Here is a 12,555-nt window from a genome sequence, read left to right on the forward strand (position 1 = left end):
AATGTCTCCCCCAAGGTAGTCCTGATGGCTCAGCCAAGCGTATCGTTCTGGGAATTCTCACTCTCTGTCTATTCAAAGTCCGGTGTTCCGGAGGCCTGCCTGGAGCTCCAGGACAAGCACGGGGCTGACGTCAACATCGTGCTGTTCATGCTGTGGGTCGCGGATCAGGGGCGCCGCCTGAGCGCCGATGACATCGGCAGGATAACCAACCTCATCGCGGATTGGCAAAATGAGCTTGTGAGGCCGCTTCGCCTCGCGCGGCGTTTTTTGAAGGCGCCGGCTTCCGAATGGCAGCTTCAGGAAACGGCCGCGCTTCGGGCGCGGATCAAGGCCGATGAGCTGGAGGCTGAACGCTTGCAGCAAAGTGTCATGGCAAACTTCTTTCATAGTCATTCCATGGGGCAGGCGGATGAGGTCGATGCTGCTGCGATCGCCAATCTCGAAGCTTATGCAGCGTCACTCAACACTGTTTTCCCCAAACAGATTGTCTCACTGCTGATGAAAGCGGCACGTCACGAGGTGTGAGACAGTTCGTCTGCAACGCGCTGTGTGACGACGATTTATCTTTTCAATTCTGCTGTTTGCTTCGCATTTCGTGCTGTTGCTGCGGTTGCAGTGTGCTGCCTAAACTTCATTGTGTGCTGCAGAAGAGCTTGCGCGGTGCATCATATGTAGTCAGCCGCTGCCTCTGATTTAGGATTGCCTCGGTCAACTTATAATATAAGCTGATAAGATAACCTCAGCCGGGGAGATCTTCAGGTGTCGGACAATCAGAGTTTACGGGGCTTCCTAGAGAACACCGAAAAGCAATTTCCGGATGAAGTCCTCAGGATCAAGGAGCCAGTTAGTAAGCAGCTTGAGATGACCTCGGTGGTCTTCGAGCTCGATCGCCTGAACAAAAGCCCGGTGGTGATCTTCGAGAATGTCGAAGGCTCCGATATGCCGGTCGTGACCAATATCGCGGGTAACCGGGATCTGTTGGCGCACTGTCTCAAGACGAGTGTCGCCGATTTGCCGACCACATTCCGGAACCGGTGCCAGAACTACATCCCTTGCGATGTTGTCCCCAAAGGCGAATGGGATGACGTTGTGATCGAAGGCGATGACATCGATCTCACGAAGTTGCCGATTCCGTTCCAATTCACTGTGGATGCTGCGCCTTACATTACGGCAGGGCAGATCACGGCGCGCGATCCGGAGACCGGCATCGATACCACCGGTTTCCACCGCCTGATGTTGAAAGGCAAGAACAGGCTCGGCGTTTCGCTCCACTCGCGCCGGCGCATGTATGAATTTCATCGCCGCGCAGAGGCGCGAGGACAGTCGCTGCCGGCTGCGATCGTGATCGGCAATCATCCCCTGCATTACATGGGATCGATGGTCTACGCTTATCCGCCGAATGTCCGGAAATATGAGATTATCGGCGGACTGTTCGGCGAACCCTACCGCGTGGCGCGTTGCGGTGTAGGCGATCTGGAGGTTCCCGCGGGCGCGGAAATCGTCATCGAAGGCGAGATCCTGGCGAACGTCCACGAGCCGGAAGGTCCGTTCGGCGAGTTTACCGGATACGCGTCTTACCGCAGCACACAAAATGTTTTCGTTGCACATCGCGTGCGGATGAAGCGAGATGCATTCTTCCACAGTGTGGTGTCCGGCATGTCGCGTGACCACATTCTGATTTCGTGCATTACGCGTGAGGGCGAGATCCTCAACGCGCTTCGGCGGAATCTGCCAAACGTACGGGCTGTGCATGTGCCGCACAAAACCTGCGGCGCATTCCTCGCCATCGTCTCGATGAAGAAGATCGCGGAAGGCGAGCCGAAGATGGCCATGCTGACGGCGCTTGGAACGGAGCTCTATACGAAGCAGGTCATCGTAGTCGATGACGATGTTGATATCTTCGACATGGAGGACGTGATGTGGGCGGTGGCCACGCGCGTGCGGGCCGAGAAGGACATTCTCCTGGTGCCGGGCGTAAAGTCGGCGATCATTGATCCGACATCGGACCCCAAGAATTTCACGGTGACCAAGATGGGCATCGATGCAACTGCTCCGACCGAGGATGGGTTCGCTGAGCGGCTGGTCATCTCAGACGAGCAGCGTGCACGTGCGCGTGAGATTTTGGCGAAAGCCAACGTCGCGGTGTGATGCACAGTAGCATCACATCGGATGGACTGAAGACGATTGCGACGAAGGAAAATTCAAGAAGCCGGGGAATTGGCCCGGTTTGTGCAACACGCAGGCAACTAACGACTGATACACATCTTCATGGAGTAGAATGATGAAACGACGTTATATTGCGTGGCTTTCCTTAGCTCTTGCGATCGTTGCCGCGCCACACTCCGCAAGTGCACAGACGAAGGTGAAATTCACCCTCGACTGGATTCCGGGAGCAACGCATGGCGCTTTCTTCGTTGCACTCCAGAAAGGCTATTACAAAGCCGAGGGACTCGATGTCACCATCGACCGCGGCAAGGGATCGGCTGAAGTCGTGCGGCAACTGGCTGCCGGTTCGTACGACATGGGATTTCCCGACATCAACGTCGTAATGGATTTCAACTCGAAGAATCCCGAGCAGGGCTTTCCGGTATTGATGAGCGGATATGAAGAGGCGCCTGCGGCGATCTTCGTACTGAAGTCGAGCGGCATCACCGAGCCCAAGCAGCTCAACGGCAAGAAGCTCGGTTCGGCGGCGAACGACTCGACCTTCAAGCTGTTCCCGATTTTCGCCAGCAAGACTGGTATTGACCCGGCTTCGATGCAAATCCAGTACATTGAGCCTAGCCTTCGTGAAGTGCTTCTTGCGCAGAACAAGGTGGATGCCATCCCCGGTCAGGTCTTCAACTCCTTGCTCGAACTGCAGGCCAAGGGCGTCAAAAAGGACGACATCAAGTACTTCATGTACAAGGATTACGGCCTCGAGCTCTACGGCAACTCGATTGCGGCCTCGCGCACGTTCCTGAAAGAGCATCCCGATGCGGTTAAGGGATTTCTCCGTGCCACTTTGAAGGGCCTGAAGGATATCGCGAAGGATCCTGAAGTTGCCGTGAAGGCTGCCCTGACGTTCGAACCCCTGTTGAACGCGGATATCGAGCGGGAGCGCCTCCGTGTCGCGCTCGATTGCTGCATCATCACGGACCACGTCAAGAAGGATGGCTTCGGCGACGTCAATCGCGAGCGGTTGCAGAACATCATCACGCTAATCACCAAGGCCTACAACCTGCCGCGCCAGCCTTCTCTCGAGGAGGTATTCGACGGATCCTATCTGCCGCCCAAGGCAGAGCGGATGGTCAACTGACCGAAAGCGTTCTGCAGGTCGAGAAGGGTATCCCGCCGATGTCGTTTATCCAACTGACTGACGTTGATTTGGTCTATGGATCATCCTCCGGCGGAAAGCCATCCGGCGATCAGACGCTCGCTGTCTCCGGGGCCAATATCACCATTGGACATGGCGAGTTCATCGCCATCGTCGGTCCGAGCGGTTGCGGAAAGTCCACGCTGCTCAAGCTGATTGCGGGATTGGTTCGGCCGAATCGCGGAAGCGTCAAGGTTAGTGGCGAGGAAGTTTGCCGGCCTCAGAAAGTCGGCATGGCGTTCCAGAATGCCACGCTGCTGCCGTGGCGAAATATCCGCGACAACGTGATGTTGCCGCTCGAAATCGTCGAGCCCTACCGCAGCCGTCAGAAGGCAGATTACGAGAAGAATTGCGCGCGGGCGGAGGAACTGCTGGCCACTGTCGGGCTGTCGGGCTTCGCTGACCGTATGCCGTGGCAACTCTCTGGAGGCATGCAGCAGCGTGCGCAGCTCTGCCGGGCCCTTATTCACGAGCCGTCGATCCTGTTGCTGGATGAGCCGTTCGCGGCGCTCGATACTTTTACCCGCGAGGAGCTCTGGGGCGTGCTGCAGGACCTATGGTCTTCGCGAAAGTGCACGATCATCCTGGTGACGCATGAACTCCGGGAAGCGGTTTATCTCGCGGAAACGGTTCACGTGATGAGTGCGCGTCCCGGACGGATCGTGAAAACCAGCAGTGTCGATATCGCGCGCCCGCGCACGTTGGAGTCCACGTTCCAGCCGGACTTCGTCGAACTGGTTCACGATCTGCGGGATCATATCGGCCGGGGGAAGAAATCTTGACCAACGAATCGATCGGGCGCCTCGCTCCGTGGCTGACAGCGCTGGCCTGTGTATTTCTATGGTGGTTGGTCATAGCCCTATTCGGAATCAAGAGTTTTATCCTCCCGACACCGTGGGAGACCCTGAAGGCTCTTTACACGTTTCGCGGACCGCTCTTTACGAATGGAATGGCGACGCTTTTTACCACGCTTCTAGGGTTCGGCATCGCGGTCGGCGTCGGCTTGCTACTCGGCATTCTGGTCGGGTCGTCGCGTCTCGCTTATCAGGCGCTTTATCCGCTTCTCGTCGCGTTCAATAGCGTGCCGAAGGCCGCGCTGGTGCCGATCTTCGTTATCTGGTTCGGGACGGGAACGGTGCCGGCGGTGGTCACGGCATTCATGCTGTCGTTCTTCCCCGTGGTCGCGAACGTGGCGACTGCGTTTGCAACCATCGAGCCAGAGTTGTTGGAGGTGATGCGGTCGCTGGGCGCCTCGCAGCGGGACATGACGATCAAGATCGGGATTCCGCGGTCTCTGCCATTCTTCTTCGCATCCTTGAAAATTGCGATTACGCTGGCGTTCGTGGGATCGGTGATCGCTGAGATCGTGGCGGGTAACAGCGGCATCGGCAACGTGATGCTGGTCGCGGGATCGAACTTCAATGTGCCGCTGGTTTTCGCAGCTTTGTTCGTGGTCGGCGCAATGGGCGCCGGCATGTATGCAATCTTCGATTTTCTGGAACGTAGGCTGACGAGCTGGTCGGTACGTGGCGCAGGCATGGCGCAGCACGCGACAGGCGGATGAATTGTAACGATATGCGCAGAGAGATCATGAGCAATCAGACGGGCGTGCGGAAGGCGAAAGAGACGAATGCCCCGCGTGTCATCGTGGGCATTACAGGGGCGTCGGGAGCCGTTTACGGTCTGACTGCGCTGAAGGCCCTGCGCGCTGCCGGAGTAGAGACCCACCTCGTCGTGTCCCGGTCCGGACAGATCACCATGGCCCATGAGACCGAGACCAAGTTCTCGGATTTGTCGGCTCTGGCTGATGTCGTCTATCGGATAGACGATATTGCGGCCGCCATTTCCAGCGGGTCGTTCCAGACCATGGGCATGATCATCGCGCCGTGCTCGGTTCGTTCGCTGGCAGAGATTGCAAGCGGCGTGACGTCCAGCCTGTTGACGCGTGCTGCCGATGTGGTCCTGAAAGAGCGCCGGAGGCTGATCTTGATGGTGCGCGAGACGCCGTTCCATCTGGGCCATCTCCGGTCGATGACACAGGTCACCGAAATGGGGGCCATCGTTATGCCACCGATACCTGCGTTCTACGCTCGTCCGGCGACACTGGACGACATGGTCAATCACTCGGTTGGCCGTGCGCTCGATCTGTTAGGAATCAACAACGATCTGGTGCGGCGATGGGGCGAGACGGTCGGAATTGGCGACGGGCGTTGAACTTGAAACCTGAACTTGCCGATTGCATTCGTTCGCGGCCACGGTTCTTTAGGCCGGAATGGGATATTCGGTAAACTTCCAACGATGCATGAACATCTTGTATGATGGGGCAAGTGTTTCCATCACTGGATGTTCAAATGGACGTTGAACTGAAAACCATCGACCATGAGAACCTCAGTCGAACAGTTTACCTCGCGCTCTGCGATGCGATCACGAAGGGCCAGTTTCGCTCGGGCGACCGGCTGAAGATTCGCGATATCGCAGCCCAACTGGGCACGAGCGTCACGCCGGTGCGGGACGCCATCCTGCGGCTTGCGCATGATGATGCCGTGGTCTTTCGCTCGGCACGCGATATCCGCATCCCGCATCTCAGCAAGGCGCGTTATCTCGAAATCCGCTCGATCCGTCTAAAGCTGGAGGGTCTCGCGGCGGAGAATGCCGCACGGCTGGTGACGGACGAAGATATCGCCGAGCTGGAAGCTATCGTAAAAAGCAACGAAGAGGCGCTTGCCCGCGGTGATTTCATCCGTGGGGCTGAACTCAATCAGGCCTTCCATTTCCGGATCATGCAGATCGCCAGAATGCCGGTGTTGTCCGGCGTCATTCAGCGCATCTGGCTGCAGATGGGGCCGGTGATAGCGGATGCTTACATCGATGGCGGACGCTCGATGATCGAGCACCATTATCCGGTGATCGACGCGTTGAAGCGGAGAGACCCTGACGCTGCGGCGGCGACCATCATGAATGACCTCATCAAGGGCGGACAGGCTGTCTACGACCGCGTCTCGACACTTGATCAGGACAACCAAAGCGACGAGGCCGCGAAGTAGGTTCTTCTGCGTAGCGCTGTGAAGATCAGCACGTATCGAGGCAGGGATGGTTAGATATCTAAGTATAAAGGCTTGCCGACATCTCGATTATGATGCATCATACATCAAATTGACTAGGCGAGCTGGATAAGAGGTTAAGGGCCTCTATCCGCTGGAGTTTTCGTCCGATGACGTTGAATGCAAGTCGACACGAACGGCCAGCTTCAAACGGCGATGCCGATGGCGGAGCGACGCTGGAGAAGCTCGGGGAGCTGCTTGAGGTTGCGGCGCCGCCCGTCTCCGACGCTGAAGCGCGAGAGCTTGCGCGTGTGCATTTTGGCCTCGATGTTACCGTCGAGCCGCTGGTCGGCGAACGCGACCGCAATTTTCATCTGCGCGACAGCAACGGCCGCGAATACGTGTTGAAGGTCATCCATCCGGCTGAAGATGAGGCGGTGACGGATTTTCACAGCAAGCTGCTGTTGCACATCCAAATTGCGGATCCGGAGCTGGCGGTGCCGCTGCTCATACGTCCGCGCAACACCGATGCGAATGAGGCGGTGTGGCGAACGGAACAACATCCGCCGCGTCGCGTGCGATGCCTCACTTATCTTGCAGGGTGTCCGCTCTATCGGGCGGAGCGAAGCGCCGCTCAGAAACGAAGCATCGGTACATTCCTCGCCCGGCTCAATCTCGCGCTTCGTGGCTTCCGCCATCCGGCAGATGGTCATGAGCTGTTGTGGGACACCAAGCATGCCGACCGGGCGCGTGCTCTGCTGAGTAATCTGGACGAAGCGCGCAAGACCTTGGCCAATCGTGCGCTCGACCGTTTCGCGGAGCATGTCTTGCCGCAGCTATCGCAGTTCCGCACGCAAGTCATTCACAACGATTTCAATCCGCACAACGTGCTTGCGGGCGAGCCTCGCAATGAAGAGATCGCAGGCGTGATCGATTTCGGCGATTCCGTGCATTCGCCGATCGTGCAGGATCTTGCGGTGGCGGCGGCTTATCAATTCGAGCCAACCGGTCATCCGCTCGAAGGTCCTGCCGAAGTCGCTGCGGCCTTTCACAAACTGCATCCGCTGCTGCCGGAAGAGGTCGAGATCCTGCCGGACTTCATCGGCGCACGGTTTGCGCTCGCCATCGCAATCAGTTTCTGGCGTGCCGCAAGGCACCCCGACAATGCGGCCTACATCATGCGGAACCAAAATGCCGCATGGTCCGGACTTCAGCGCTTGAACGAAATCTCCCGTGATGAAGCCATCGATTGGCTTCACACCCGTATCGGAACGAGGTGACCAGATGACGATGATCAATGCCTTCGATGCCTCAAACGCAACGAATATGGCAGAGCAGGAGCGCGCGCTGATTGCGCGCCGTGAGCGTGCGCTCGGTCCTGCGTATCGTCTGTTTTACGCCAATCCTGTGCATCTGGTGCGCGGCGAGGGCGTCTGGCTGTACGATCCTGATGGCAATGCGTATCTGGATGTCTACAACAATGTCGCCTGCGTCGGTCATTGCCATCCTCATGTGACGGCGGCGCTCAGCAAGCAGGCTGCGACGCTCAACACGCATACGCGTTATCTGACCGACGGCATTGTCGATTATGCCGAGCGGCTGTTGTCGAGTTTCCCGAAAGAATTATCCAACGTGATGTTCGCCTGCACGGGCAGCGAAGCGAACGATCTCGCCTATCGCGCGGCACGGACATACACCGGCGGAACCGGCGTGATCGTCACGCAGCTTGCCTATCACGGCGTGACGATCGCGATTTCCGAAATGTCGCCCTCTCTCGGCAGCGGGATCGAATTAGGTTCGCACGTCCGCACCGTGCCGGCCCCGGATCTTTATCGCAGCGGCGGCAAGGATGTCGGCGAGACTTTCGCAGAGAATGTGCGCAAGGCGATCGCGGATATGCAGGCGCATGGCATCAAGCCTGCCGCGCTGCTCGTGGATTCGATCTTCGCAAGCGATGGCGTCTTCTCCGATCCGGCCGGCTTCCTCGCTCCGGCTGTCGAGGTGATCCGCAAGGCTGGAGGCGTGCTCATCGCTGATGAAGTACAGCCCGGCTTTGGGCGCACCGGTGAGGGCATGTGGGGCTTTGCGCGCCATGGCCTGATCCCCGAGATCGTGACCATGGGCAAGCCCATGGGGAACGGTCATCCCATGGCGGCGATGGTCGCCCAGCCGAAAATTCTGGACGTGTTCGGGCAGCGCACGCGTTACTTCAATACGTTCGGCGGCAATCCGGTGTCCTGTGCAGCAGGGATGGCGGTGCTCGAAGTCATCGAGCGGGAAGGGTTGATCGCGAACGCAAAGGATGTTGGTTCACACATGCGTGATGGTTTGCGCGCGCTGGCGCAGCGCCATGCATTGATCGGAGATGTGCGCGGGGCGGGACTGTTCGTCGGCGTTGAACTGGTCAAAGATCGCACCACGCGTCAGCCTGCGCCGAATGAGACCGCTCGCCTCGTCAACGGCTTGCGGGAGAAGCGTGTGCTGATCAGCGCTTGCGGTCCGGGCGCGAACATTCTGAAAATTAGGCCGCCGCTCGTCTTCTCGCGGGCAAATGCCGATATTTTCCTCAACGCGATGGATGAGGTGCTGACGGATATTGCCCAAGGCAAATGATCGACGCATAGTGCCGCCCGTCCAAAAAGGATGATCCAAAAAGGAGACAAGGATGTCTGGTGGCAATGAGCTGATCCGTGCAACCGCCTGCGCGATCGTTGATAAGTTGAACGCAGGCGACGTCACGCCGCTCGAGCTGCTGGACGTGCTGGAAGCGCGTATCGCCGAGGTGGACGGCAAGGTCAATGCGCTGCCGACCCTTTGCTTCGATCGCGCGAGAAAGAACGCCAAGGCGCTGATGGAGAGGCCGCGTGGCCAGCGCGGCGTTCTCGCGGGCCTGCCGGTGCCGATCAAGGATCTGACGGACGTGGCTGGGGTGCTGACCACCCAGGGCTCGCCGATCTTCAAGGACCGCGTTCCTGAACAATCCGGCACGGCGGTGCTGCAGCTCGAATCCAGCGGCGGCATTGTCTACGCCAAGTCCAATACGCCGGAGTTCGGTGCCGGCGCCAACACTTTCAACGAGGTTTTCGGCCCGACGCTCAATCCATGGGATCTGTCGAAGTCGGCAGCGGGATCGTCAGGCGGCGCCGCTGCGGCGCTTGCCAGCGGCACGGCCTGGATTGCCCATGGCTCGGACATGGGCGGCTCGCTGCGCAATCCGGCAAGCTTCTGCGGCGTGGTCGGCATGCGGCCCAGCATCGGCCGCGTTGCAGTGACGCCGGCGGCTGCGATTGCCCGGACACTGAACGTCAACGGGCCGATGGCGCGTAACGTCGAAGATCTCGCGCTGATGTTAGACGCCATGTGCGGCGAGCACATCGGCGATCCGGTGTCGCTGCCCGCGCTTCCAATTTCCTATCTTGATGCGGCGCGATCGGGCCGCAAGCCCAAGAAAGTTGCGTATTCACCCGATTTCGGAATTACGCCTGTCGATCCGGAAGTTAGAGCACTCACGCGCAAGGCCGCGGAGCGTTTCGCGGAAGCGGGTGTGATCGTCGAGGAAGCGCATCCGGATATGAAGGAGGCGCACGAATGCTTCCAGACTTTGCGTGCCTATGACTTCGCCATCAGCAAAGCTCAACTGCTGCGGACCAAGCGCGATCTGCTCAAGCCGGAAGTGATCTGGAACATCGAAAAGGGGCTGAAGCTCACGGTCGAGGATCTGGAGCGTGCCGAAGCCCAGCGCCTTGCAATGATGAACCGCGCGATCGAGTTCTTCAAAACCTACGACCTGTTGCTGGCGCCCGCCACCATCGTGCAGCCGTTCCCGATTGAAAATCGCTATGCCGCCGAATGCGACGGCGTGAAGTTCGACAACTACGTCCAGTGGCTGGCAATCGTGTATGCCATCACTTTGATCTGCAGCCCGGCGATGTCGATCCCCTGCGGATTTACAAAGTCTGGCCTGCCAGTCGGACTGCAGGTTATTGCCGCGCCGCGTGGCGAGGCGCAGCTTCTGGCCGGTGCGAAAGTGCTGGAAGACATTCTCGGATTGCGCGGCTCGACGCCGATCGATCCGCGGCCAGCGCGCTAAGTCTCTCATCGATCAACGACGGCGGGCGTCTTTGGCGCCCGCTGTTTCATTAGATGTCCCGCGACCAGAGATAGAAGTCCTGGCCGTGCCAATGGTTCTTGAGCTCGCAGAGTGGCTCGAACCCAAGTTCTTCCAACAGCGCGATTGAGCCGACGTTGTTTGTCCGCGTATCGCACCAGATCCGCGTTCCTCCGCGCTCAGGTGCAGAGGCGATCATGTGCTGCAGGATCGCCCGCCCGACGCCGTGTCCGCGGTGATCGGGATTCACGCCGTACCAATGGATCCAGATCGGTCCGTGCTGGTCTTCGGTGATCGCAAATCCTGCGAGTTTATCGTTCACAATGGCGAGCGAAATTGCGCGGGCATCTTCAGCGATCCGCCGCTGTAATTCGGCTTGCGAGAATTTCCGGATTTCATCCGACCGCGCCGCTTGCGAATAAATGTCGAGCGGCTCGACGACGCGAGAGAATAGCGCCACGATGTCGTCGGCATCTTTTGCGGTTGCGTACCGGATATCGATTGCCGAATTCATGGGCAGCTCCCTGATGTTGAGAAGCCTAAACGCCGATTTACATGGATGCAAGATCGTATACAATATTGATCTTATCCCCCGGGGCCATGGGCTCATTCCAGGAATTCGCGGAGCAATATCATGGGCATACGTCCAAATTCGATCGAGGCACGGGACGTCGCTCATGTTCTGCATCCCTATACGAATGCCATAGTCCACGAGAAGGAAGGCCCCCTCGTTATTTCACATGGCGATGGGATCTATGTCGTCGACAACGAAGGCAATCGGTACATCGAAGGCCTTGGCGGACTGTTCTGTGCGTCCCTCGGTTTCAGCGAGAAACGGCTGGTGGATGCTGCCGTCGCGCAGATGCAGAAGCTGCCGTTCTATCACTCGTTCGGTGGCAAATCGCATGAGACCGCTATTGAATTGGCCGAGCGGCTGATCGCGCTTGCGCCCGTTCCGATGTCGAAAGTGTTCTTTGCGAATTCGGGATCGGAAGCGAACGACACGGCGGTCAAGATCGTCTGGTACTACCACAATGCAATCGGGAAGCCGGCCAAGAAAAAGATCATTTCGCGCATCCGTGCGTATCACGGGGTGACGGTCGCTTCAGCGAGTCTCACGGGGCTGCCGAACAATCACCGCGCGTTCGACCTGCCGATCAACGGCATTCTGCACACGGATTGCCCGCATTACTATCGCTATGCCAATCCGGGCGAGACGGAAGAGGAATTCGCGACGCGTTGCGCGGACTCACTTGAGCAGATGATCCTGCGCGAAGGGCCGGAGACTGTCGGTGCGTTCTTTGCAGAGCCGCTGATGGCGTCAGGTGGCTGTATCGTGCCGCCGCCGACCTATTACGAGAAAATCCAGGCCGTCCTGCGCAAATACGATGTTCTGTTCGTCGCTGACGAGGTGATCTGCGGCTTCGGGCGCACCGGCAACATGTTCGGCTGTGAAACGTTCGGCATCAAGCCGGACATGATCTCGATGGCGAAGCAGCTTTCAGCGGCATACCAGCCGATCTCGGCACTGATGATCAACGAGAAGGTGTATCGCGCAATCGCTTCCGAAAGTGGAGCAATCGGCACCTTCGGTCATGGTTTTACCTATGGCGGACATCCTGTTGCAACCGCCGTGGCCGTCGAGACTCTGAAGATCTACGAAGAGCGCGACATCGTCGGCCACGTTCGTTCCATCGCTCCGGCCTTCCAGGCCGGGATGCGAGAACTCGGCAATCATCCGCTGATTGGCGAAGCGCGCGGGGCGGGCTTGATCGCAACGCTGGAAGTGGTGCGTGACAAGGCGACGAAGGAACCGTTCGATCCTTCCTTGGGTGTGGCCACCTATGCCGGCAAGCGGGCGCAGGCGAACGGCGTGATCACGCGGGCGTTGGGGGACACCGTGAACCTTTGTCCGCCGCTGATCATTACCGCAGCGCAGATCGAGGATATGCTGGAAAGAATCAAGCTATCGCTTGATGAAACTCTGGCGTGGCTCAAGAATAGTGGTCTTAAATAACGGCACGACTCTGCTGGATCATTGCGAGTCGCCG

The 12,555-nt window shown here is 58.5% G+C and carries 12 protein-coding genes; 11 read left to right on the plus strand and 1 reads right to left on the minus strand.

Annotated features, from left to right (window positions below):
* Window positions 1-24: 24 nt before the first annotated feature.
* From ACZ5C3_RS06635 to ACZ5C3_RS06680, 10 genes are all read left to right on the plus strand, one after another.
* On the plus strand, window positions 25-525 hold the full coding sequence (locus ACZ5C3_RS06635) for a TIGR02444 family protein (protein WP_464036244.1): 501 nt from the start codon (window positions 25-27) through the stop codon (window positions 523-525).
* Window positions 526-759: 234 nt separating this feature from the next.
* Window positions 760-2,148, plus strand: a complete 1,389-nt coding sequence (locus tag ACZ5C3_RS06640; RefSeq protein WP_464036246.1) for a UbiD family decarboxylase — start codon at window positions 760-762, stop codon at window positions 2,146-2,148.
* Between the two features lie 133 nt (window positions 2,149-2,281).
* On the plus strand, window positions 2,282-3,298 hold the full coding sequence (locus ACZ5C3_RS06645; RefSeq protein ID WP_464036248.1) for an ABC transporter substrate-binding protein: 1,017 nt from the start codon (window positions 2,282-2,284) through the stop codon (window positions 3,296-3,298).
* A 38-nt stretch (window positions 3,299-3,336) separates the two neighbouring features.
* Window positions 3,337-4,137 carry an ABC transporter ATP-binding protein gene (locus ACZ5C3_RS06650; RefSeq protein ID WP_464036249.1) on the plus strand — a complete coding sequence of 267 codons (801 nt, stop codon included), beginning with the start codon at window positions 3,337-3,339 and terminating at the stop codon, window positions 4,135-4,137.
* Entirely contained in the window at window positions 4,134-4,919 is a 786-nt protein-coding gene (locus ACZ5C3_RS06655) for an ABC transporter permease (protein ID WP_464036251.1), read from the plus strand. The genes ACZ5C3_RS06650 and ACZ5C3_RS06655 overlap by 4 nt, the downstream gene beginning before the upstream one ends.
* A gap of 26 nt (window positions 4,920-4,945) precedes the next feature.
* On the plus strand, window positions 4,946-5,569 hold the full coding sequence (locus ACZ5C3_RS06660) for a UbiX family flavin prenyltransferase (protein WP_464036253.1): 624 nt from the start codon (window positions 4,946-4,948) through the stop codon (window positions 5,567-5,569).
* Window positions 5,570-5,706: 137 nt separating this feature from the next.
* Entirely contained in the window at window positions 5,707-6,399 is a 693-nt protein-coding gene (locus ACZ5C3_RS06665) for a GntR family transcriptional regulator (protein ID WP_464036254.1), read from the plus strand.
* A 167-nt stretch (window positions 6,400-6,566) separates the two neighbouring features.
* Window positions 6,567-7,676, plus strand: a complete 1,110-nt coding sequence (locus tag ACZ5C3_RS06670; protein ID WP_464044609.1) for a phosphotransferase — start codon at window positions 6,567-6,569, stop codon at window positions 7,674-7,676.
* Between the two features lie 4 nt (window positions 7,677-7,680).
* A complete protein-coding gene (locus ACZ5C3_RS06675; RefSeq protein WP_464038276.1) occupies window positions 7,681-9,009 on the plus strand; it encodes an aspartate aminotransferase family protein in 1,329 nt (442 codons plus the stop codon).
* 52 nt (window positions 9,010-9,061) lie between these two features.
* Complete coding sequence (locus ACZ5C3_RS06680) at window positions 9,062-10,486, plus strand: amidase (RefSeq protein ID WP_464036257.1); 1,425 nt, start codon at window positions 9,062-9,064, stop codon at window positions 10,484-10,486.
* Between the two features lie 49 nt (window positions 10,487-10,535).
* Here the strand turns inward: ACZ5C3_RS06680 and ACZ5C3_RS06685 are convergent, their stop codons facing one another.
* Window positions 10,536-11,018 carry an N-acetyltransferase family protein gene (locus ACZ5C3_RS06685; RefSeq protein ID WP_464036259.1) on the minus strand — a complete coding sequence of 161 codons (483 nt, stop codon included), beginning with the start codon at window positions 11,016-11,018 and terminating at the stop codon, window positions 10,536-10,538.
* A gap of 120 nt (window positions 11,019-11,138) precedes the next feature.
* Between ACZ5C3_RS06685 and ACZ5C3_RS06690 the strand changes: the two genes are divergently transcribed.
* Window positions 11,139-12,521 carry an aspartate aminotransferase family protein gene (locus ACZ5C3_RS06690; RefSeq protein WP_464036261.1) on the plus strand — a complete coding sequence of 461 codons (1,383 nt, stop codon included), beginning with the start codon at window positions 11,139-11,141 and terminating at the stop codon, window positions 12,519-12,521.
* The last annotated feature ends 34 nt before the right edge of the window (window positions 12,522-12,555 follow it).

This window comes from Afipia dichlorophenoxyacetatis (assembly GCF_055386385.1).

Bases quoted from the DNA above. Each gene is read 5' to 3' on its own strand.
- ACZ5C3_RS06635 (WP_464036244.1), top strand. From the start codon at position 25: ATGGCTCAGCCAAGCGTATCGTTCTGGGAATTCTCACTCTCTGTCTAT.
- ACZ5C3_RS06665 (WP_464036254.1), top strand. From the start codon at position 5,707: ATGGACGTTGAACTGAAAACCATCGACCATGAGAACCTCAGTCGAACA.
- ACZ5C3_RS06680 (WP_464036257.1), top strand. From the start codon at position 9,062: ATGTCTGGTGGCAATGAGCTGATCCGTGCAACCGCCTGCGCGATCGTT.
- ACZ5C3_RS06690 (WP_464036261.1), top strand. From the start codon at position 11,139: ATGGGCATACGTCCAAATTCGATCGAGGCACGGGACGTCGCTCATGTT.
- ACZ5C3_RS06685 (WP_464036259.1), bottom strand. From the start codon at position 11,018: ATGAATTCGGCAATCGATATCCGGTACGCAACCGCAAAAGATGCCGAC.
- ACZ5C3_RS06645 (WP_464036248.1), top strand. From the start codon at position 2,282: ATGAAACGACGTTATATTGCGTGGCTTTCCTTAGCTCTTGCGATCGTT.
- ACZ5C3_RS06650 (WP_464036249.1), top strand. From the start codon at position 3,337: ATGTCGTTTATCCAACTGACTGACGTTGATTTGGTCTATGGATCATCC.
- ACZ5C3_RS06675 (WP_464038276.1), top strand. From the start codon at position 7,681: ATGACGATGATCAATGCCTTCGATGCCTCAAACGCAACGAATATGGCA.
- ACZ5C3_RS06660 (WP_464036253.1), top strand. From the start codon at position 4,946: ATGAGCAATCAGACGGGCGTGCGGAAGGCGAAAGAGACGAATGCCCCG.
- ACZ5C3_RS06670 (WP_464044609.1), top strand. From the start codon at position 6,567: ATGACGTTGAATGCAAGTCGACACGAACGGCCAGCTTCAAACGGCGAT.